The 21,873-nt window shown below is 71.6% G+C and carries 22 protein-coding genes; all 22 read left to right on the plus strand.

The window, feature by feature from the left end; all coding sequences use genetic code 11:
• Positions 1 to 77 precede the first annotated feature (77 nt).
• The 22 genes from aroC (at position 78) to def (ending at position 21,872) form a co-directional block, all read left to right on the plus strand.
• On the plus strand, positions 78 to 1,337 hold the full coding sequence (aroC, locus tag VFZ70_13600; GenBank protein HEX6256835.1) for a chorismate synthase: 1,260 nt from the start codon (positions 78 to 80) through the stop codon (positions 1,335 to 1,337).
• A gap of 82 nt (positions 1,338 to 1,419) precedes the next feature.
• Positions 1,420 to 1,947 (plus strand): shikimate kinase, encoded by a 528-nt coding sequence (locus VFZ70_13605; protein ID HEX6256836.1) that lies wholly within the window; start codon positions 1,420 to 1,422, stop codon positions 1,945 to 1,947.
• Positions 1,944 to 3,029: a 3-dehydroquinate synthase gene (gene aroB / locus VFZ70_13610; GenBank protein HEX6256837.1), complete on the plus strand. Its 1,086-nt coding sequence runs from the start codon at positions 1,944 to 1,946 to the stop codon at positions 3,027 to 3,029. The genes VFZ70_13605 and aroB overlap by 4 nt, the downstream gene beginning before the upstream one ends.
• An 80-nt stretch (positions 3,030 to 3,109) precedes the next feature.
• A complete protein-coding gene (locus tag VFZ70_13615; GenBank protein HEX6256838.1) occupies positions 3,110 to 3,544 on the plus strand; it encodes a type II 3-dehydroquinate dehydratase in 435 nt (144 codons plus the stop codon).
• A 97-nt stretch (positions 3,545 to 3,641) separates the two neighbouring features.
• Complete coding sequence (efp, locus tag VFZ70_13620; GenBank protein ID HEX6256839.1) at positions 3,642 to 4,199, plus strand: elongation factor P; 558 nt, start codon at positions 3,642 to 3,644, stop codon at positions 4,197 to 4,199.
• On the plus strand, positions 4,196 to 4,612 hold the full coding sequence (gene nusB, locus VFZ70_13625; GenBank protein HEX6256840.1) for a transcription antitermination factor NusB: 417 nt from the start codon (positions 4,196 to 4,198) through the stop codon (positions 4,610 to 4,612). Before efp ends, nusB begins: the two co-directional genes overlap by 4 nt.
• A 142-nt stretch (positions 4,613 to 4,754) precedes the next feature.
• Positions 4,755 to 5,342, plus strand: coding sequence for a bifunctional pyr operon transcriptional regulator/uracil phosphoribosyltransferase PyrR (gene pyrR / locus VFZ70_13630; protein ID HEX6256841.1), 588 nt, complete (start codon positions 4,755 to 4,757; stop codon positions 5,340 to 5,342).
• Positions 5,339 to 6,328, plus strand: coding sequence for an aspartate carbamoyltransferase catalytic subunit (locus tag VFZ70_13635; protein HEX6256842.1), 990 nt, complete (start codon positions 5,339 to 5,341; stop codon positions 6,326 to 6,328). Before pyrR ends, VFZ70_13635 begins: the two co-directional genes overlap by 4 nt.
• 67 nt (positions 6,329 to 6,395) lie before the next feature.
• Positions 6,396 to 7,736: a dihydroorotase gene (locus VFZ70_13640; protein HEX6256843.1), complete on the plus strand. Its 1,341-nt coding sequence runs from the start codon at positions 6,396 to 6,398 to the stop codon at positions 7,734 to 7,736.
• Complete coding sequence (gene carA, locus VFZ70_13645; protein ID HEX6256844.1) at positions 7,736 to 8,893, plus strand: glutamine-hydrolyzing carbamoyl-phosphate synthase small subunit; 1,158 nt, start codon at positions 7,736 to 7,738, stop codon at positions 8,891 to 8,893. The genes VFZ70_13640 and carA overlap by 1 nt, the downstream gene beginning before the upstream one ends.
• Positions 8,880 to 12,263, plus strand: a complete 3,384-nt coding sequence (gene carB / locus VFZ70_13650; GenBank protein ID HEX6256845.1) for a carbamoyl-phosphate synthase large subunit — start codon at positions 8,880 to 8,882, stop codon at positions 12,261 to 12,263. Before carA ends, carB begins: the two co-directional genes overlap by 14 nt.
• On the plus strand, positions 12,263 to 13,138 hold the full coding sequence (locus tag VFZ70_13655) for a dihydroorotate dehydrogenase electron transfer subunit (protein HEX6256846.1): 876 nt from the start codon (positions 12,263 to 12,265) through the stop codon (positions 13,136 to 13,138). The genes carB and VFZ70_13655 overlap by 1 nt, the downstream gene beginning before the upstream one ends.
• Positions 13,135 to 14,061, plus strand: coding sequence for a dihydroorotate dehydrogenase (locus tag VFZ70_13660; GenBank protein ID HEX6256847.1), 927 nt, complete (start codon positions 13,135 to 13,137; stop codon positions 14,059 to 14,061). Before VFZ70_13655 ends, VFZ70_13660 begins: the two co-directional genes overlap by 4 nt.
• Positions 14,061 to 14,768: an orotidine-5'-phosphate decarboxylase gene (gene pyrF, locus VFZ70_13665; GenBank protein ID HEX6256848.1), complete on the plus strand. Its 708-nt coding sequence runs from the start codon at positions 14,061 to 14,063 to the stop codon at positions 14,766 to 14,768. Before VFZ70_13660 ends, pyrF begins: the two co-directional genes overlap by 1 nt.
• Positions 14,765 to 15,277, plus strand: a complete 513-nt coding sequence (gene pyrE, locus VFZ70_13670) for an orotate phosphoribosyltransferase (protein HEX6256849.1) — start codon at positions 14,765 to 14,767, stop codon at positions 15,275 to 15,277. Before pyrF ends, pyrE begins: the two co-directional genes overlap by 4 nt.
• A 170-nt stretch (positions 15,278 to 15,447) precedes the next feature.
• Positions 15,448 to 15,765 (plus strand): integration host factor, actinobacterial type, encoded by a 318-nt coding sequence (gene mihF, locus VFZ70_13675; protein HEX6256850.1) that lies wholly within the window; start codon positions 15,448 to 15,450, stop codon positions 15,763 to 15,765.
• Positions 15,766 to 15,795: 30 nt separating this feature from the next.
• Positions 15,796 to 16,383 carry a guanylate kinase gene (gene gmk, locus VFZ70_13680; GenBank protein ID HEX6256851.1) on the plus strand — a complete coding sequence of 196 codons (588 nt, stop codon included), beginning with the start codon at positions 15,796 to 15,798 and terminating at the stop codon, positions 16,381 to 16,383.
• 72 nt (positions 16,384 to 16,455) lie between these two features.
• A complete protein-coding gene (gene rpoZ, locus VFZ70_13685; GenBank protein ID HEX6256852.1) occupies positions 16,456 to 16,818 on the plus strand; it encodes a DNA-directed RNA polymerase subunit omega in 363 nt (120 codons plus the stop codon).
• Positions 16,819 to 16,827: 9 nt separating this feature from the next.
• Positions 16,828 to 18,054: a bifunctional phosphopantothenoylcysteine decarboxylase/phosphopantothenate--cysteine ligase CoaBC gene (gene coaBC / locus VFZ70_13690; protein HEX6256853.1), complete on the plus strand. Its 1,227-nt coding sequence runs from the start codon at positions 16,828 to 16,830 to the stop codon at positions 18,052 to 18,054.
• A gap of 54 nt (positions 18,055 to 18,108) precedes the next feature.
• Entirely contained in the window at positions 18,109 to 19,320 is a 1,212-nt protein-coding gene (gene metK / locus VFZ70_13695) for a methionine adenosyltransferase (GenBank protein ID HEX6256854.1), read from the plus strand.
• Positions 19,317 to 21,263 carry a hypothetical protein gene (locus VFZ70_13700; protein HEX6256855.1) on the plus strand — a complete coding sequence of 649 codons (1,947 nt, stop codon included), beginning with the start codon at positions 19,317 to 19,319 and terminating at the stop codon, positions 21,261 to 21,263. Before metK ends, VFZ70_13700 begins: the two co-directional genes overlap by 4 nt.
• Positions 21,264 to 21,347: 84 nt before the next feature.
• A complete protein-coding gene (def, locus tag VFZ70_13705) occupies positions 21,348 to 21,872 on the plus strand; it encodes a peptide deformylase (GenBank protein HEX6256856.1) in 525 nt (174 codons plus the stop codon).
• Position 21,873 lies beyond the last annotated feature (1 nt).

Genomic DNA, 21,873 nt, shown 5'->3' on the forward strand with positions numbered 1-21,873 from the left:
ACATCGCGTGCCTCATGTGGCGGTAGCGGTGGGCATACGTCGCGTGCCTCATGTGGCGGTAGCGGTAGGCACACGTCATGAGCCTGCGCTACCTGACCGCCGGCGAGTCCCACGGCCCGGCGCTGGTGGGCATCCTCGAGGGACTACCCGCGGGTGTGCCCGTGGACCGTCAGATGATCGCCCACCAGTTGGCGAGACGACGTTCAGGACACGGCCGGTCGCCACGGATGCGCTTCGAGGCCGACGAGTTCGAGATCCTCGGCGGGGTGCGTCACGGCCTCACGCTCGGCTCGCCGGTGGCGATGGTCATCCACAACACCGAGTGGCCCAGGTGGCGCGACGCGATGGGGATCGATGCGCCCGATGATCCGGCGGCGGTTGCGGACACGGGACGCGGCCAGCCGCTGACGCGGCCCCGCCCCGGTCACGCCGACCTGGTCGGCATGCAGAAGTACCGGTTCGACGATGCCCGCAACGTGCTGGAGCGCGCGAGCGCCCGCGAGACGGCGATGCGCGTGGGTCTGGCCGCGGTCGCGCGTGGCCTGCTCGACGCGTTGGACATCCGGGTCGTGTCGCACGTCGTGCGGATCGGACCGGAGGCGGTGCCCGACGACATCGCCCCGCCGACGCCTGACCAGCAGCAACGCGTCGACGACGATCCCGTCCGATGCGCGGACCCGGGGGCATCGCAACGCATGCAGCGGGCCATCGATGATGCGCAGGCGGCCCGGGATACCCTCGGCGGCGTGGTCGAGGTGCTCGCATACGGCGTGCCGCCGGGGCTGGGCAGCCACGTCCACTGGGACCGCAAGCTGGACGCGCGCCTGGCGGCGGCACTGATGAGCATTCAGGCGTTCAAGGCCGTGGAGATGGGCGACGGACTGCGCCTCGGGAGGGTCCGCGGATCGCAGGCGCATGACGAGATCGTGCCGGCCGAGGCGTCGTCCGGTGACGATGACATGACCGGCGGTGGCGCCGCGGGCGACGACCTCGGACGCGCCCGACCGTCGGTGCGCCGCCTGAGTGACCGTTCGGGCGGTCTGGAGGGTGGCATGACGACGGGTGCCGTGCTGCGCATGCGCGCGACCATGAAGCCGATCTCCAGCCTGACCCAGCCGCTGCGCACCATCGACACCGCGACGGGCGACGAGGCCGTCGCGATCACCCAGCGGTCGGACGTGTGCGCCGTCCCGCGCGCCGGAGTCGTCGCCGAGGCGGTCATCGCGTTCGAGATCGCCCGCGCACTGCTCGAGAAGACCGGCGGCGATTCACTCGAGGAGGTCCGGCGCAACCTCGGCCACTACCTGGCCCAGGTGCCGGTCACCACGGTGCCGTGAGCCCGCGACCTCGCCGCCGGCCCGACGGGCATCTGGGACGCCCGGGCCGTTCCGCGACCCGCGGCAGTGGGCCAGTGCACCCGTGAGCGGCGTCGTCACGCTGATCGGTCTCATGGGTGCAGGCAAGAGCAAGGTCGGACGCCTGGCCGCCGTCAGCCTGGACCGCCCGTTCGTCGACACCGACCGGCTGGTCGAGGAGGCGACGGGCACGACGGTGGCGGAGATCTTCGCCGTACAGGGCGAGGCCGCGTTCCGCCAGCGGGAGGTCGCCGCCGTGCGTGTGGCGCTCGAGCGGCGCGGTTCGGTGGTCGCGGTCGGCGGGGGAGCGGTGCTCGACGACCGCAACGTGGCGCGCATGCGATCCGCGGGTCCGGTCATCTGGTTGTACGCCGAGCCGGAGACGCTGGCACAGCGGCTGGGCAAGTCGCTGCTGCGCGGCGACCGGCCGCTGTTGGCCGACGACGACCCGGTCGCCGTGCTCCGAGGCCTGCTCGACCGGCGCCGGGACGCGTACGCGTCCGCGGCGACGATCACGCTGCCCACCGACGGGCTGGCGGTGGAGGAATCGGCTGAGCTGCTGATCGACGTCATCCGGGAGCACGGGGCGTGAGCGGCTCCCGTGTCACGGTGTGGGTCGACGCGCCCTACGACGTCCTGATCGGCCGCGGCGTGCTGGCCGACGTCGGCGCATGGCTGCCGGAGACCGCGGCGCGCCGCGCCGCCGTCGTCACCACGGCAGCGGTCGCGGAACACCACAGCGACTCTGTCATCGCCGGGCTCCGCGCCACCGGACTCGATGTCCACGTGACGCGGGTGCCGGACGGCGAAGGGGCGAAGTCGCTGGAGGTCCTGGGCCGGCTCTACGACTGGCTCGCGTCGATCCCGCTGGGTCGCAATGACCTCGTGGTCGCGCTCGGCGGCGGCGTCGTCACCGACCTGGCGGGCTTCCTCGCGGCCACGTGGCACCGCGGCGTCGCCGTGGTGCAGCTGCCCACGACGCTGCTCGCACAGGTCGACGCCGCCATAGGCGGCAAGACGGCCGTGAACCTGGCTGCCGGCAAGAACCTGGTCGGCGCGTTCCACCAGCCGCTGTCCGTCGTCGCCGACATCGCGACGCTGTCGACGCTGCCGCGCAGGGAGCTCCGGGCCGGCATGGCGGAGGTCGTCAAGTGCGGGTTCATCCGTGATCCCGTGATCCTGGATCTCGTGCGGGGGGATGTGGACGCCGCGCTGGACCCCGGTGGGGACGCGCTGGTCGAGCTCGTCCGGCGTGCGGTCGATGTCAAAGCGCAGGTCGTGGCGGCCGATGCGCACGAGCAGGGTGAGCGCGCACTGCTCAACTACGGCCACACGCTGGGTCACGCGGTCGAGGCGCTGACCGGCTACCGCAGCTACCGCCACGGCGAGGCGGTCGCCATCGGCATGCGCTTCGCCGCGCGCGTCGGCGAGGAGGTTGGGGTCAGCGACGCCGGGCTGCACGAGCTGACCGTCGACCTGCTCTCGGCTGTGAACCTGCCGACGACGTGCCCGCCACTGGATGTCGACGCGGTGTTCGCCACGATGGCGCGCGACAAGAAGGTCCGCGACGGCTTGCGCCTGGTGCTGTGCGAACGACCTGGCGTGGCCAGGGTCGTCGACGCGCCGCCGCGACCAGTGCTGGAACGGGCGTTGGCGTCCGTCCAACGGCACTGAGCCGACGCGTCGTCGCATGATCGGGCCACTGGCGTTGATCATTCGTAGGATGCCGGGGCGTCGCAGAGTCAGGAGGACGTGTGCGCATCCTGATCGCCAACGGTCCGAACCTGTCGCAGCTCGGTCATCGTGAACCGGACGTCTACGGCACGGCGACCATCGCCGACATCGTCGCGGGCATCCGGGAGATCCACGACGACATCGAGGAGCTGACGACCGAGTACGAGGGGGCGTTGATCGAGCGGCTGCACGCCACCCGCACGGACGGCACGGCGGCGGTCGTCCTGAATCCGGGTGCGCTGACGCACTACAGCTACGCGTTGCGCGACGCCATCACGCTGCTCGACGTTCCCGTCGTGGAGGTCCATCTGTCGCAGACCGCCGCCCGTGAGCCGTTCCGCCACCACAGCGTGATCAGCGCCGTCGTCGACGTCACGATCACCGGTGCCGGTGCGTACGGCTACGAGCTGGCCGTGCTGGCGGCCCGCCGCCTGGTGGCCGCCCGGCGGGCGTGACGCCGACGCTACACTCCACGCCATCACCGGCCGGCCCACCGCCCGGCAGCGCGCGGCACGAGCGTCAACCCCCACCTGCGAGTCGAGGTAGCCATCCATGGTGTCCACCAACAGCCTGAAGAACGGCATGACGCTGAACCTCGACGGCGAGCTGTGGCGCGTCGAGTACTTCCAGCACGTCAAGCCGGGCAAGGGCGGGGCGTTCGTGCGGACCACCCTGAAGGGCGTGCGCAGCGGCAAGACGGTCGACCGCACGTTCCGCGCCGGCGAGAACGTCGACCAGGCCATCCTGACCCGTCGGCAGCTGCAGTACCTCTACCGCGAGGGTGAGCAGCTGGTGTTCATGGACACCGAGCACTTCGAGCAGACGTACGTGAGCCGCGAAGCGATCGGCGACGCGGTGCTGTGGTTCGTCGAGGGCGACACAATCGAGCTCGTGTTCCACGAGTCCGAGGTCGTCGGTGTCAACCTGCCCGCCAGCGTCGACCTCGAGGTCACCGAGACCGAACCGGGCATCCAGGGCGACCGCGTGTCCGGTGCGACCAAGCCCGCCACGCTGGAGACCGGGGCGGTCGTGCAGGTCCCGTTGTTCATCAACCCCGGCGAGCGCGTGAAGGTCGACACCCGCACCGGCGAGTACAGCTCACGGGCGTGACGAGCTCCCGTCACGCCGACCGGCAGCGTGCCGTCGCGCTGCTGTACGAGGCCGACGTCCGCGACGATGCCCTCGGCGACGTGATCGCGCGGGCCGAGGCGTCCGACGACCCGCCGGAGCCGTTCGCGGCATCGCTGGTCCTCGGGGTGGCCGGACGGCTCCACGAGCTGGACGGCCTCATCGAGGCGTACGCCCGGGGGTGGACGGTCGCGCGGATGCCGGTGGTGGACCGCAACCTGCTCCGGTTGGGGCTGTGGGAGCTGATCGGAACGGACACACCGGTCGCGGTGGTGATCGATGAGGCCGTCGAGCTGGCCAACGAACTGTCGACCCCCGACTCGGGCCGCTTCGTCAACGGTGTGCTGGCCCAGGTCGCGCGCAGCGAAGCCGGTGTCGCGGCAGCCCGCAGCTGACGTCACCGTCGCACCGGGTTGGTGGTGCGCCGCCATCGCACGGCGTGGCGCGGCGGGGCTCGTTGTCGCCGGCGCCGGCGACTGCTAGCGTCTCGCCGACGCCCTTTAAGCCTGGTCCCGCGAGGCCAGAAAGGTCGAAGGCATGACGTCTGCGCGCGCGCCCGGGCCCGGATCCGACGGCTCCGGCCATGCGGTCCGCGAGGTCCTTGACGACGATGCCATCCGTCGTGCGGTGCGCCGGATGTCGCATCAGATCCTCGAGCACCACGGCGGCGCGGATGGTGTGGTGCTGATGGGCGTCCACACGCGCGGGGTGCCATTGGCCCGCCGGTTGGCGCGCGCCATCCTCGACATCGAGCAGATCGCTGTGCCGACCGGCGTGCTCGATGTGTCGTTGTACCGCGACGACTACGCGCACATTGGTCCACGACCGCTCGCGAGCACCCACTTCCCGGTCGACACCGACGGGCACACGGTCGTGCTGGTCGACGACGTCCTCTATACGGGACGCACGATCCGTGCCGCGATGGAGGCGGTGATCGACCAGGGCCGCCCGGGCGCGATCGAGTTGGCCGTGCTGGTCGACCGCGGCCACCGTGAGCTGCCGATCCGCGCCGACTACGTCGGCAAGAACCTGCCGACGGCGCGCGACGAGGTCGTACGGGTGCGGCTGACCGAGCACGACGGCGTCGACCGCGTGACCATCGAGCACAGGGCGGGTGACCGATGACGACGTCCAGGGCGACGGTGTCCGAGACGACCGCCGCCGCCGGCGGTGGCGGGCTGCGCCACCTGCTGGACATGGCGGCGCTCGATGCCGACACGATCACGACCATCCTCGACACCGCGCAGGCCTTCGAGCAACTGGCGGCGCGACCGATCAAGAAGGTGCCGACCCTGCGGGGCCGGACCGTGTGCAACCTGTTCTTCGAGGACTCGACGCGCACGCGGGTCAGCTTCGAGATCGCAGCGAAGCGGCTGTCGGCCGACGTGCTCAACTTCTCGGCCAAGGGCTCGAGCGTCTCCAAAGGGGAGTCACTGAAGGACACGGCGCTGACGCTGCAGGCGATGGGCGTCGATGCCGTCGTCGTGCGCCACTGGGCACCGGGCGCGCCGTGGCAGCTCACGCACTGGCTGGACGCCCGTGTGCTCAACGCCGGCGACGGGCCGCATCAGCACCCGACCCAGGCGCTGCTCGACCTGTTCACGCTGCGGTCACACTTCGGCCGTCTGGACGGACTGCACGTGGCGGTCGTCGGAGACGTGCTGCACTCGCGCGTTGCGCGCAGCCTGGTCCAGGGGCTGCGGACGATGGGCGCGGGCGTCACGCTGGTCGGTCCACCGACGCTGCTGCCCATCCGTGCGGGCGGGTGGGGCGTCGACGTCACGCACGTTCTCGATCCCGTGCTGGACAAGGCCGACGTCGTGTACCTGTTGCGGGTGCAGCGCGAGCGCATGCGCGAGCAGTTCATCCCGTCGACGCGGGAGTACGCTCGGATCTGGGGCATGGACCGTCGGCGTCTCGGCCGGTTGTCGGACCACGCCGTGATCATGCACCCTGGCCCGATGAACCGCGGCATCGAGCTCACCGCCGACGTCGCCGATGCTCCGAACTCGCTGATCACACAGCAGGTCGCCAACGGCGTGGCGGTGCGCATGAGCTGCCTGTACCTGATGCTCGGCGGCGACCACCCGACCCAAGGCACCGAGTCATGACCTCATGCAGCGTCAGCGGTAGGTCACGTGGCCAGACCTCATGCAGCGTCAGCGGTAGGTCGTCCGCGTGACCGCCCGCTCGTTGTTCACCTTCACCGGCGTGCGCGTGGTCGACCCGGCCAGCGGCACCGACCGGATCGCCAACGTGGTGATCGAAGGCGACCGCGTCGCGTCGGTCGGCAACGAGTCCCGCGGCCTGCGGATCGATGCCGACGGCATGGTGCTGGCACCCGGCCTGGTCGACCTGCACGTGCACCTGCGCGAACCCGGCGGCGAGGACGCCGAGACCGTCGAGACCGGCACGACGGCGGCGGCGGCCGGTGGCTTCACCGCCGTGTGCCCGATGGCCAACACGGATCCCGTGGCCGATCACGCCGGTGTGGTCGAGCAGGTGCTGCGCCTGGCTCGCGAGGCGGGGATGTGCGACGTGTACCCGGTCGGCGCCGTCACGCGGGGGCTGGCGGGCGAGGAGCTCGCCGAGCTCGGCGCGATGGCCGCGGTCGGGGTGCGGTGCTTCTCCGACGACGGTCATCCGGTGGCGTCGGCACGCATGATGCGGCAGGCGCTGGCGTACGCGCGGACGTGGGACGCGATCGTGTGCAACCACGCCGAGGAGCCCACGTTGACGCGTGGCGCGCAGATGCACGAGGGCGACCAGTCGGACCTGCTGGGGCTGACCGGTTGGCCACGCGAGGCCGAGGAGTCGATGGTCGCCCGGGACCTCATCCTGGCGCGGGGGCTGGATGCGCGGCTGCACGTCCCGCACGTGTCGACCGCGGAGACGGTGGCGCTGATCCGCGCGGCGAAGGCCGACGGCACCCGGGTGACCGCCGAGGTGACGCCCCACCACTTCACGCTGACCGACGAGCAGGTCTCGTCCTACGACCCGGTCTACAAGGTCAACCCGCCACTGCGGTTGAAGACCGATGTCGAGGCGGTCCGGGCGGGACTGGCGGACGGGACGATCGACGCCATCGCGACCGACCACGCGCCCCACCCACCGGAGCACAAGGAGCGGGACTGGACCGCGGCGCCGTGCGGGATGCTGGGGCTGGAGACGGCGCTGGCGGTCACGCTGACCGAACTGGTGCGACCTGGTGTGCTGACGCTGTCGGAGGCCATCGCTGCGCTGTCGACCGGGCCGGCGCGCAGCCGTGACATCACGAGCCACGGGGGACCGATCGCCGCGGGCATGCCTGCGAACCTGGTCGTGTTCGATCCCGAGCAGCGCTGGACGGTCGCGGTGGGCTCCTCGCACAGCCTGAGCCGCAACACGCCGTTCGCCGGCCGCCAGCTGTGGGGTCGCGTGCACCACACGCTGCTGCGCGGACGCTTCACCGTGCGGGACGGGTATCCCGTGCGGCGAGGCGAAGCAGATGACGACGAAGAGATGGACGACGTGTCGTGATGATCCAACGACCGGCGCGGGCGTTGCTCGTGCTCGAGGACGGCGAGGTGTTCGTCGGGGAGGCGTTCGGCGCCCCCGGGACCACCACCGGTGAGGTCGTGTTCAACACGAGCCTGACCGGCTACCAGGAGGTGCTGACGGATCCCAGCTACCACCGTCAGCTGGTGGCGATGACCACGCCGCACCAGGGCAACTACGGCACCACCGGCGACGATGCCGAGGCCTCGTCGGTCCAGGTCGCCGGCTTCGTCGTGCGGGCGGCCAGCCGGATGCACTCGAACTGGCGTGCCACCGGCGGGCTGAGCGACGAGCTCGCCGACGCGGGCGTCGTCGGCATCACCGAGGTCGACACGCGGCGCCTCGCCCGCCACATCCGTTCGGCGGGGGCCATGCGGGCCGGCGTGAGCTCCGATCTCGACTGCGACGAACTGCTCGAGCTGGTACGTGCGACGCCGACGATGACCGGTGCCGATCTGGCGCGCGAAGTGACCACCGGCGCCCCCTACGACGCGGGTGACGCGGACGCGCCGTTCCGGGTCGTGGCCTACGACTTCGGCATCAAGCGCAACATCCTGCGCCTGCTGACGGATGCGGGTTGCGCCGTGCGGGTCGTGCCGGCCACCACGCCCGCCAACGAGGTGCTGGCGCACGAGCCGAACGGCGTGTTCTGCTCGAACGGACCGGGTGACCCGGCGGCCGTGACGTACGGCATCGCGGCCATCGCCGATCTGCTCGCGGAGCGGACGCCGGTGTTCGGCATCTGCCTGGGCCACCAGCTGCTGGGGCACGCCGTCGGTGCAACGACCTACAAGCTGCCGTTCGGCCACCGGGGCACCAACCAGCCCGTGCGCAACGCCGCGCGCCGCTCCGTGGAGATCTCGACGCACAACCATGGCTTCGCGGTCGACGTCGACTCCCTGGACGGGGCGGACCGGTTCGGGCGCGTGACGGCGTCACATGTCAACCTCAACGACGGGGTCAACGAGGGACTGCTGTGCCGTGACGTGCCGGCGTTCAGCGTCCAGTACCACCCCGAGGCCGCGCCGGGGCCCCACGACGGGCGCTACCTGTTCACCCAGTTCACCGACCTGATGCGTCGCTGTGGCCGCAGCCCGGTCGGCACCGGCGCGAGGGGGCACGACGATGCCGGCGCGTAGCGACATCGACACGATCCTCATCCTCGGCTCGGGCCCGATCGTCATCGGTCAGGCCTGCGAGTTCGACTACTCGGGCGCGCAGGCCTGCAAGGTGCTGCGCCGTGAGGGCTACCGGGTCGTCCTGGTCAACTCGAACCCGGCGACGATCATGACCGACCCGGCGTTCGCCGACGCGACCTACGTCGAGCCCCTGACGGTCGACATGGTCACCAAGGTCATCGCACGTGAGGTCGAGGGCGAGAGCGAGCGCCGGCGAGCCGGTGGGCGGGGATCTGCGGGTGCGGGCGAGCGCCAGCGAGCCGGTGGGCGGGGATCTGGTAGGCACCGCCTGGCGCTGCTGCCGACGCTGGGCGGCCAGACCGGGTTGAACGTGGCGATGGACCTCGCCGACGCGGGTGTGCTCGACCGGTACGGCGTCGAACCGATCGGCGCGGGCCTCGAGAGCATCTCGCTGGCCGAGGACCGCCGCAAGTTCGCCGAGGCCATGGGTGAGATCGGGCTGGAGGTCGCGCGGTCGGGCGAGGCCCGCGACCTTGCGACCGCCCGCGAGTTGGCGCGTCAGATGGGCTTCCCGGTGCTCGTGCGCTCGTCGTTCACGCTGGGCGGTGCCGGCAGCGGGGTGGCCGGGGACTGGGACACGTTCGAGCGTCTGGTGGCCGAGGGCCTCGACGCGAGCCCGATCACCCAGGTGCAGATCGACGAGTCGCTGCTGGGGTGGAAGGAGTATGAGCTGGAGGTGATGCGTGACCACGCCGACAACTGCGTGGTCGTGTGCACCATCGAGAACCTCGACGCGATGGGTGTGCACACGGGTGACTCGATCACCGTCGCGCCGGCGATGACGCTGTCGGATGTCGAGTTCCAGCAGTTGCGCAACGCGTCGTTCGCGGTGATGCGCAAGATCGGTGTCGAGACCGGCGGTAGCAACGTGCAGTTCGCGATCGACCCGGCGACCGGCCGGATCCGGGTCGTGGAGATGAACCCGAGGGTCTCGCGGTCGAGTGCCCTGGCGTCGAAGGCGACGGGGTTCCCGATCGCCAAGATCGCCGCCCAGCTGGCCGTGGGCTACCGCCTCGACGAGATCGGCAACGACATCACCGGTGAGACGCTCGCCGCGTTCGAGCCGTCGATCGACTACGTCGTCACGAAGATCCCGCGGTTCAACCTCGAGAAGTTCGCCGGTGTCGACCCGACGCTGACCACGCGGATGAAGAGCGTCGGCGAGGTCATGGCGATCGGCCGGACGTTCACCGAGTCGCTGGGCAAGGCGCTGCGCTCGCTCGAGGACGGCACGGTCGGCCTGGTGGGCGCCAACGACGAGCGGACCGACGACGAGCTCGCCGACGCGCTGCGCACGCCCACGCCGACGCGGCTCCACGACGCCGACGCGGCGCTCACACGCGGATGGGAGTCCGCGCGCGTCGCGGCGTTGACCGGCTACGACCCCTGGTTCTGCGATCAGCTCGCCCAGATCGTCCAGCTGCGACGTGCGCTGCGGGCGTGTGAGACCCTGGCGAACGTCGACGCATGGCTGTTGCGACGCGCCAAGCGCACCGGCTTCGGTGACGCGATGATCGCCGGCCTGTTCGGCGTGGACGAGGCGGCCGTGCGCCGCCGCCGCCGTGAGCTGGGCGTGGTGCCGGTGTTCAAGACCGTGGACACCTGCGCCGCCGAGTTCGCCGCGTCCACGCCCTACCACTACTCGACGTACGAGGACACCACCGAGGTCCGCCACAGCGACCGCCCACGGGTCATGATCCTGGGCTCCGGCCCGAACCGCATCGGGCAGGGGATCGAGTTCGACTACTGCTGCGTCCATGCCGTGCAGGCCCTGTCCGAGGCCGGCTACGAGACCATCATGGTCAACTGCAACCCCGAGACGGTGTCGACGGACTACGACACCGCCGACCGCCTGTACTTCGAGCCGCTAACGGTGGAGGACGTGCTGGCCGTCCACGACGCCGAGGTGGCGGCCGGCGGCGGGGACATCGGGGTGCTGGTCCAGTTCGGCGGACAGACGCCGCTGAAGCTGGCGCACGCGCTGGAGGCCGAGGGCGTGCGCATCCTGGGCACGGCTCCGGAGGCGATCGACCGGGCCGAGGACCGCGGCAGGTTCGGCGCGCTGCTCGCAGACCTGACGATCCCGCAGCCCGAGGGCGGCATCGCGACCTCGCACGACGACGCGCTGGCCGTCGCGCGGCGCATCGGCTTCCCCGTGCTGCTGCGACCCTCCTACGTGCTGGGCGGCCGCGCGATGGCGATCACCTACGACGACGAGCAGTTGCGTGACTGGCTCGAGGCCAATGCCGCCGAGGGCGCCGTGCTGGTCGACAGGTTTCTCGAGTCGGCGGTCGAGCTCGACGTCGACGCGGTCTACGACGGCGCCGAGGTCTTCGTCGGCGGCATCACCGAGCACATCGAGGAGGCCGGAGTGCACTCTGGCGACTCGGCGTGCGTGCTGCCGCCGTTCACGCTGGGTCGCGCGCAGCTGGCGCTGCTGCGCGAGCAGACGCGCGAGATCGCGCACGCGCTGGGGACGCGCGGTCTGATCAACATCCAGTTCGCCCTGCGCGACGACGTGGCGCTGGTGCTGGAGGCCAACCCCAGGGCGTCGCGCACGACGCCGTTCGTCTCCAAGGCGACGGGTGTCCCGCTGGCGAAGCTGGCGGCTCGGGTGATGGTCGGAGCGACGCTCGCGGAACTGCGCGACGAGGGGATGGCGCCACCGCTGGACATGGTCACGGCGGCGCCGCTGGGCTACACGGCCGTGAAGGAGGCGGTGCTGCCGTTCAACCGCTTCCCGGGCGTCGACACGCGCCTGGGTCCGGAGATGCGCTCGACCGGTGAGGTCATGGGCATCGACGCCAACTTCGGCGTCGCGTTCGCCAAGAGCCAGGCGGGCACCGGCGCGATGGTGCTGCCCGAGAAGGGCACGGTCTTCGTCTCGATCGCGAACCGTGACAAGCGGGCGCTGATCTTCCCGGTCAAGCGCCTCGCCGAGCTGGGCTTCAACATCGTGGCGACGGAGGGCACCGCAGCCACGCTGCGCCGCAGCGGCGTCGACGCGCAGGTGGTGGCCAAGTACCTGGAGGCGCGGGTCCACGGCGGGACGTCGATCGTCGATCGCATCGAGGCCGGGGAGGTGGACCTGGTGTTCAACACGCCCCGCGGTGGCATCGGCCCCCGCGCGGACGGCTACGAGATCCGGACCGCCGCGGTGCGCCACGGGGTGCCATGCATCACAACGCTCTCGGGCATCCTGGCCGCCATCCAGGGCATCGAGGCCCTGCGCGTCGGTGGGGTCGGCGTACGCAGCCTCCAGGAGTTCCACACCGAGGCGCGGACGGCGCTGGGCGTCGAGGCCCGCTGATGACCGGCACGGTCGACGTCACGACCGGCGCGCTCGTCGCGCGCCGTCCGGTCGGCGCCTACCACGCGTTGTCGATCGCGGCGCCGGCCATCGCGGCCAACGCCGCGCCGGGCCAGTTCGTCAGCGTGGGAGTCGACGCGGCGGACACCGTGCTGCGTCGTCCGTTCGCCATCGCAGGCGTCGACACCGGCGCCGGCACCATCGAACTGGTCATGGCCGTCGTCGGAGCCGGCACCGCATGGCTGGCGTCCCGACCGGTCTCGACGCCACTGGACATCGTAGGACCGCTGGGCACCAGTTTCGTCCCGCCGGAACGACCGGCGCGCTGTCTGCTCGTCGGCGGTGGGTACGGGGTGGCGCCACTGGCCTGGTCGGCGTCCCGGCTCGCAGCCGGCGGCAACGCGGTGGAACTGCTCAACGGCGCGCGCACCGCGTCCGTGCTGTACCCCGTCGCCCCGCGGCCGGGGCAGGTCACCATCCACGAGGTGACCCAGGACGGCAGCCGGGGCGCCACGGGCCTGGTCACTGACGCGTTGCGTGCCCGGCTGGCCGACCATCCGGGTCAGCACGACGGAACGCCGACCGTGGTGCACGCCTGCGGACCGATGCCGATGCTCGTCGCCGTCGCCGGGGTGTGCGCCGCCCATGACGTCGCCTGCCAGGTGGCCGTCGAAGAGCACATGGGCTGTTCGATCGGGGTGTGCATGACGTGCGTCGTGCCCACCGTCGCCGGCAACGTCCGCTCCTGCATCGACGGACCGGTGCTCGACGCCGCTCGCATCGAGTGGACGTCGGTGCTCGGCCGTCGATCGGGACCGACGGCACGGGCGACGTCCACGAACCGCGGCGACCACGCCGGGAGTGGGCGGCCGTGAGCGTCGATCTGGCCGTCGAGCTCGGACCGCTGCGACTGCGCAACCCGATCATGACCGCCAGCGGCTGTTTCGCCAGTGGGCGCGAGATGGCGCGCTTCTTCCCGCTGTCCACGCTCGGGGCGATGGTGACCAAGTCGGTGACCCTCGAGCCCCGGGAGGGTCTGCCGACGCCGAGGATGGCCGAGACCCCGGCGGGCATGCTCAACGCAATCGGCTTGCAGAACCCCGGTGTCGACGTCTGGCTCGAGCGCGATCTGCCGTGGCTGGCCGCCCGGGACGTTCCCGTGATCGCCAGCATCGCGGCACGCACCGTCGACGAGTACGGGTTGCTCGCCAAGCGCCTCCGCGACGTGCCGGGCCTCGCTGCGCTCGAGGTCAACATCTCGTGTCCGAATGTCGAGGACCGTGGCATCGTCTTCTCGTGCCGGACCGGCCCGACGGGCGAGGCGATCGCGGCCGTCACCTCCACCGTCGACCTGCCAGTCTTCGCCAAGCTGACGCCGGACGTCACGGACATCGCGATCATCGCGGCGGCGGCGGTCGACGCGGGCGCGACCGGCGTGAGCCTGATCAACACCCTGCTCGGCATGGCGATCGACGTCGAGGCACGTCGCCCGAGGCTGGCGGCAGGGACCGGCGGACTGTCGGGTCCCGCGATCCGGCCGGTCGCAGTGCGCGCCGTCCACCAGGTGCACAGCGCACTCGGTCCCGTGCCGATCATCGGGCTCGGTGGCGTGCGTACCGCGTCCGACGTCCTCGAGATGGTCATGGCGGGAGCCAGCGCCGTGGCGATCGGAACGGCCACCTTCGCCGACCCGCTGGCCATCCCCCGCGCCGTCGAGGACCTCGAGACCTGGCTGGCTGACCACGACGAGCCGTCGATCGCCGGGCTGCGCGGCGCCGTGTCGGACGGAGGCCGGTGATGGCACCCGCGCGAATCGCCGTGGCGTTGGACACAGACGACGAGGCGCGCCTGACCACGCTCGCCGCGGCGGTCGCCGACGAGGTCGATGTGCTGAAGATCGGCCTGCAGGCGCTGCTGTCGCTGGGGCCGCGCGCCATCGGTCTGGCGGCGGCGCACGCGCCGGTCTTCTGCGACGCCAAGCTGCATGACATCCCGCACACCGTCGCGGGTGCGGCACGCGCCGCCGCCGCGCACGGCGCCGCCATGCTGACCGTGCATGCCGGCGGTGGCGCGGCCATGGTCGCCGCCGCCGTCGATGCCGCGCCGGACGTCGACATCCTCGCGGTCACCGTCCTGACGAGCATCGACGATGACGAGCTGTCGGCGCTCGGCGTCGGTGGGGCGGCGCGACTGGTGCCCCGTCTCGCGTCCCGTGCGGTGGCGGCGGGTGCAGCCGGTATCGTGTGCGCTGGAGACGAAGTTGCGACGGTGCGTGAGACCGTCGGCGGCGACGTGACACTCGTCGTGCCGGGCGTCCGGCCGGAGGGAGCAGCGATGCATGATCAGGCTCGTGTCGTGACGCCGCGGGCGGCGGTCGAGGCGGGCGCGGACCTGCTGGTCATCGGACGCGCGGTCACGACCGCGGCCGACCCGGCCGCAGCTGTCCGCCTCATCCGTCGGCAGATCGCGGCGACGTCGTCGGTCGGCGGGGCGTCACGGCCGTGACACGGGAACGCCTCGCCCGGCGGATCCGCGCACGGTCGCACCTGACCGGGCACTTCGTGCTGCGTTCGGGTGCGACCAGCACCGAATACTTCGACAAGTACCTCTTCGAATCGGATCCCCCGCTGCTGTGGGACATCGCCGAGGCGATGGCCCCGCTGGTCCCCGACGACATCGACGCGTTGGCCGGCCTCGAGCTCGGCGGTGTGCCGTTGGCCGTCGTGCTGTCGCAGGTCACCGGGCTGCCGACGCGCTTCGTGCGCAAGGAAGCGAAGACCTACGGGACCGCCCGGTTCGCCGAGGGTGGTGCGGTCGACCGACTGCGGCTGGTCATCGTGGAGGACGTCATCACGACCGGCGGCCAGGTCCGGGCGTCCGCCGGCGACCTTCGTGAACTCGGCGCGATCGTCGACCAGGTCGTGTGCGTGATCGACCGTGAAGCCGGCGGTGCACAGAAGCTCGCCGAGGACGATCTCAAGTTGTCGGCGCTGTTCACCGCCAGCGAGCTGTAGATGGGCGGCCGGGTGCGGTACTCGTTGGTGGACGGCGGTGCGTCCGACGGGTCGCGCATGCCGGCGTGTCCGCCGCGACCGGGAGTTGAAGATCGCCGCCACGAGGTTCACCCGCTCAGCGCGGCGGATAGTATGCGCGCACGTTCCGGCGAGTCGTCCGAGGAGGACCCATGCCGTTGCCCGAACTCGATGACGACGCCCGGCGAGAGGCGCTCAACAAGGCTGCGGAGGCACGCAAGCTCCGTGCCGAGATGAAGCAGCGGCTGAAGGCGGGTGAGATCCACCTCGGAGAAGTGCTCGCGCGAGCTGACGACGACGAGGTGATCGCCAAGACCCGGGTGTCCGAGGTGCTGGAGTCGATGCCGAAGGTCGGCCGGGTGCGGGCCCGGCGGCTGATGGAACGTCTCGACATCTCGCCGTCGCGACGCCTGCGCGGCCTCGGCGTCAACCAGCGGGAGCGGCTGCTCGCCGAGTTCTCCGGGCAGTGACCGGTCACGTCCTCCGACGCGGCGCCTGACATGGGATCGGGCAGCACCACGACGGCGGGTGACGGATCGCGGATCGCTGTCCTCAGTGGCCCCGGGGGCGTCGGCAAGGGCACGGTGATCGCCGCGCTGCGCGACAGGCTCGAGGGCTGGACCGTCTCGGTGTCGGCCACGACCCGCCGCCCGCGCGAGGGGGAGCGCGACGGTGTCTCCTACCACTTCGTGACGGATGCCGAGTTCGATCGCATGATCGCCGAGGACGAGCTGCTCGAGTGGGCCCGGTTCGGCGGCAACCGCTACGGCACGCCGTGGCGCAGCGTCCGGGAGCCGCTGGCGGCCGGCCGGCCCATCCTCTTGGAGCTGGAGATCAACGGTGCGCTGGCCGTCCAGAAGGAGTTCCCCCAGGCGTTGCTGATCTTCCTGCATCCGCCGGATCTGGACACACTGGTCGCGCGCATGCAGGGGCGGGGCGCTGACGACGAGCGGCGGGTGGCCGAACGCATGGCACTCGGGGAGTGGGAGCTGGCCCAGGCGTCGGCCTTCGATCACCGGGTGGTGAACGACGACATCGACGCGGCCGCCGACGAGATCGCCCGTATACTGGCTGCGGGCGCCGGTTGACATCCGGGTGCCCGCTTTCGCATTCACATCGACGCCGCACGCAAGGAGCACCTCATCGCTACCATCGACGATCTGCTGTCGAAGGTCGACAGCAAGTACACGCTGGTGCACCTGGCGGCACAGCGCGCGCGGGAGATCAACGACTACTACCACTCCCTCGGCGAGGGACTGGGGCAGTACACGCCCCCGTTGGTCGAACAGGTGGACTCCAACAAGCCCCTGTCGATCGCCCTCGAGGAGATCGCCGCGACCAAGATCGTGCCGCAGTACGCCGGCGACCGTCGACGTGCCGCCGAGGATCTGCTGGGAGGCACCGAGGAGCAGGGCGGCGCCGAGATCTACGCCATCGGCGACGCCACGGTCGACGAATCCGACGTGACCGCTGACGACGGCGACGAGGCGGCTCCGGCCGACGACGACGCCCCGGCCTCCTAGCCTGCCAGTGTGAGCGACGCCCGCAAGGACCTGGCGGGGCACCACGTCCTGCTGGTCGTGTCCGGCGGGATCGCCGCCTACAAGGCGGCCATGCTCGCCCGCGCGCTGATCCGTGCGGGTGCAACCGTGCAGGCGCTGCTGACGCCTGCCGCCGCCACGTTCGTCGGTCCGGCCACGTTCGAGGGCCTGACCGGCCGCAGCGTGCCGGCGGACGTGTTCTCGCCGACCGATCACGCGCCGCACATCCACCTCGCACGCGAGGCCGACGTCGCCGTGTTCGCTCCGGCGACCGCGAACCTGCTCGCCAAGCTGGCTGTCGGCCTCGCCGATGACCTCGTCACGAGCACGGCGTTGATGCTGGACTGCCCCGTGGTGGTCGCGCCCGCGATGCACACCGAGATGTGGCGCCATCCCGCGACGCGTGAGAACACGTCGACGCTCCGCGGCCGTGGCGTGCACATCGTCGGGCCCGACGAGGGCGAGCTGGCCGTCGGCGACGTGGGGGAGGGGCGACTGGCGGAGGAGGATGCGATCGTCGCCGCGGTGGTGACGGCCGTCAGGGGGACCGACAGCTCGTTCGAGGGTCGGCGCGTGATCGTGTCGGCCGGTGGCACACGGGAGCCAATCGATCCGGTGCGTTTCATCGGCAACCGGTCCAGCGGCAAGATGGGGTACGCGTTGGCCCGCGAGGCGGCGCGCAGGGGCGCGCAGGTCGACCTGGTCGCCGCGCCGAACAACCTCGACGACCCGCCCGGGGTCCGGGTGCACGACGTCGAGACGGCCGAGCAGATGCGGTCGGCCATCGTGGGCCTCGTCGACGAGGCCGACATCGTCATCAAGGCCGCTGCGGTCGCCGACTTCCGCCCCGAGCGCTACAGCGCCAGCAAGATCAAGAAGGACAGCGACGAGCTGTCGACGGTCACCCTGGTGCGCAACCCGGACATCCTCGCCGAGCTCGGCGCGTGCAAGGGCGGTCGGGTGCTCGTTGGGTTCGCGGCGGAGACCGATCTGGCCGAGGATCACGGACGTGAGAAGCTGCACCGCAAGGGCCTGGACCTGATCGTCGTCAACCGCGTCGACATGGCCGATGCGGGGTTCAACGTCGACACGAACCAGGCGGTCCTGCTCCGCGCCGACGGCGGGCGTCGCGAGGTGCCGCTCACGACGAAGGATCGGTTGGCGGCGGTCGTGTGCGACGAGGTGTCCGAGCTCCTGGCACAGCGGCGGAACGCCTGACGACGAGATCCGGCCCGGCGACCGCGTGGTCGATGACATGAGAAAGGACGTGACGTGAGCGACGGGGTTCGCCTGTTCACGTCGGAATCGGTGACCGAGGGGCACCCGGACAAGGTGGCCGACCAGGTGTCGGACGCGGTGCTCGACGCCGTGCTGGCCGGCGATCCCGATCCGGCGAGAGCCCGGGTGGCGTGTGAGACGTTCGTGACCACGGGACTGGTGCTCGTCGGCGGCGAACTGCGTACCGGCACCTACGTCGACATCGCCGACATCGCGCGGTCGACGATCACCGACATCGGCTACGACAGCCCGGCCAGCGGCTTCGACGGTCGCACGTGCGGCGTGCTGGTCGCGATCGACGAGCAGTCGCCCGACATCGCCGCCGGCGTGGACCGGTCCTACGAGCTGCGCGAGGGCGCAGGTGGCGCCGATGCCGACCTCGACGGGCTCGGCGCCGGCGACCAGGGCATGATGTTCGGCTACGCGTGCCGTGAGACGGACGCACTGATGCCGCTGCCCATCCAGCTCGCCCACCGGCTGGCGGAACGCCTCGCCGAGGTCCGTCGCTCGGGCGTCGTGCCGTACCTGCTGCCGGACGGCAAGACCCAGGTGACCGTCGCGTACGAGGGCGACAAGCCGGTCCGCATCGAGCGGGTGCTGATCTCGGCACAGCACCGCGCGGACATCGACGTCCGGACGCTGCTGCTGCCGGACCTCGTGGAGCACGTCGTGGCGCCGACCGTCCCGGCGGGCATCGCCTGGGACGACCGGGAGGTGCTCGTGAACCCCAGCGGCCGGTTCGAGCTGGGCGGCCCGCAGGCCGACGCCGGGCTGACGGGACGGAAGGTGATCGTCGACACCTATGGCGGCATGGCCCGCCACGGTGGTGGCGCGTTCAGCGGCAAGGACGCCACCAAGGTCGACCGGTCGGCGGCCTACGCCGCCCGGTGGGTGGCCAAGAACGTGGTGGCGGCCGGACTCGCCGACCGCGTAGAGCTGCAGGTCGCCTACGCGATCGGTCGTGCGCGGCCCATGTCGCTGGGCGTCGACACGTTCGACACCGCCCACGTCGATCCCGACCGGATCGTCGCGGCGATCGACGAGGTCTTCGACCTGCGCCCCGCCGCGATCATCCGCGATCTGAACCTGCTGGCACCGGTGTTCAGAAAGACGGCGGTCTACGGTCACTTCGGGCGCAACGGTCCAGGGTTCACCTGGGAGCGCACCGACCGGACCGACGACCTGGTGCGGGCCGCCCGCGCGTGACCGCTCGGCGCTACGCACGGGTGATCGTCGACGTCGAACCGCTGCACCTGGACCGGCCGTTCGACTACTCCGTGCCCGACGGCGTGACCGTCGGACCCGGCCACGAGGTGCGCGTGAGCTTCGCGGGACGCCGGCGCAACGGCTGGGTCGTGGACGTCGGGACGTCCACCAACGCCGACCCGGCGCAGATCAAGGCGCTCGTCGACGTCCGCGGCCCGGTGGCGCGGTTCGACGCGGACGATCTGCGCCTGTGCCGCTGGGTCGCACGGCGGTGGGGTGGCACGCTGGCCAGCGTGCTCCGCCACGCGATCCCCAGGCGTGTGGCCGCCGCCGAGGACGCCATCGCCGGATGGGGCGACCCCGCGGACGTCACCGCCGCCGAGCGGCCACCGTGTCCGACGCGCGCATGGGCCCACTACGCGGGGTCGGCGCTGCTGCGTGCGGCGGCGTCGCCACCGGACGGCGCAGGTCCGGCGCCGGCCTTCTGGCTGCGGCCCCTGCCCGACGACGACGTCGCGGATCTGGTCGTCGACCTCGTGGACCGCTGCCTGGCCGCCGGGCGTAGCGCGCTCGTGCTGGCGCCGGATCCGCATTCGCCGGTGCCCGACGCCTGCCTGGCGCGGGTCGGACGTGACGGCGCGGACCTGCGGGGTGCCCGTTCGGACCGTGCGCGCTACCGCGCATTCCTGCGCGGCCGGACCGGTCACGCGCGGGTCATGGTCGGCGAGCGCGGTGCGGTCTTCGGACCACTGCGGCACCTGGGGCTGATCGTCGTCACCGACGAGGCCAACCCCGCCTACAAAGAACGTCGCAGCCCGCGCCACCACGCGCGTGACGTCGCGCTGGCGCGCGGCCGGATGGTCGGTGCGACGACGGTCCTGACCGGAGCGCTGCCCAGCGCGGCGGTCCATCGCCTGCTGAGCCGGGGTGACGTCGTCGTGGTCGACGCGCCGCGGGCCCGCGTGCGGGAGCAAGCCCCACGCGTCGACGTGGTCGACCCGCATGAGCGCCAGACCGTCCGCAGCCGCCTGTCGGCGCCGGCCGACGACGCAGTGCGCGCCGCGGTCGCCGCCGACGGCGCCGCGGTCGTGCTGGTGGCGCGCCGCGGCGACGGGACGGTGCTGGCGTGCAGGCGCTGTGGTCTGCGCGCCGCGTGTCCTGTGTGCGAGGGATCGCTCGCACCGTCGCGCGGCGGCGCACGTCGCTGCGCAACGTGCGGCTGGCAGGGTCCCGCCGAGCCCTGCGCGGCGTGTGCGGACACCGCGTTCGCCCCGCTCGCCGCCGGCACGACGCGCTGGGGCGCCGAACTGCGCACGGCCTACCCCGAGGCCGACGTCGTCGTGATGGAGGGCTTCGACGCCGAGGGGCCCGCCAGGCGTCCGGCCATCGCCGTCATGACGCGTGGCAGCGTGGTGCGGCGCCCAGCCTGGCTCGCCGATGCCACAGCGGATGTCCTGGTCCTGCCCGACGCCGACGCCCTGCTCGGTCGTCCCCGCTACGACGCGGCGGAGGACCTGCTGCGGCTGTGCCTGACCGCGGTGTGGACACGCCACATGGTCATCCAGACGCGGCAGCCCGCCCACCCCGCCATCCAGGCGTTGGTCCGGTGGGATCCCGACGGGTTCTGGCGGGGCGAGGCGGCCCGCCGTGCCGAGCTCGGGTATCCGCCGAGTCGCGTGCTGGTCAACGTCGACCTGCCCACCGGCGACGCCGAGACGCTCACGGACGCCATCCGCAGCGCGCTGCCACCGGACGACGAGCTGACCGGTCCCGACCTGGATGGCCGCGTCGTCGTGAAGAGCAACGATCCACGTGGCACGCTGTCGGCGCTCGACCCGGTGCGCCGGCGGTGGGCACGACAGGACCGCCGCGTGACGGTCGATGTCGATCCGGTGCCGTCACTGGACCGGATCGCCCAGCCCGGTCCCATGGCGCCGGCGTAGGCGTGGCCGGGCCGGACACAGACGGACGGCGGAGCGTGGTCTTCGCCGGAGCACGTGCGGGACCGGACGGAAAGAGGAGTTGACATGGCGCGACGCGACATCACCATCTTCGGTGACCCGGTCCTGCGGATGCGCGCCCGTGAGGTGACCGACTTCGACGCCGCGCTGCGCGAGCTGGCCGACGACATGCTCGACACGCTCCGTGGCGCCAAGGGCGTGGGCCTGGCAGCCAACCAGGTGGGCGTGCTCAAGCGGCTGTTCGTGTGGGAGCACGGAGACCGCCACGGCGTGTTCGTGAACCCCGAGCTGCGGGAGACCTCCGAGGAGACGGTCGTCGACGACGAGGGCTGCCTGTCGTTCCCGGGCCTGTTCTATCCGGCGGAACGTCCGCGACGCGCCCGGATGCGCGGGTTCGACGTGCACGGTGAGCCGATCGAGGAGGTCGGTGAGGACATGTTCGCCCGGATCCTCATGCACGAGCTCGACCATCTGAACGGCATCCTGTTCATCGACCACCTCGCGCGCCACGATCGCAAGGAGGCGATGCGGCGGATCCGGCGCGGCGAGCTCGAGCACCCACCCGAGCCGACCCCGGCGCGAGAGCTGTGAG

The sequence above is a fragment of the Euzebyales bacterium genome (assembly GCA_036374135.1).
Lineage (GTDB): Bacteria > Actinomycetota > Nitriliruptoria > Euzebyales > JAHELV01 > JAHELV01.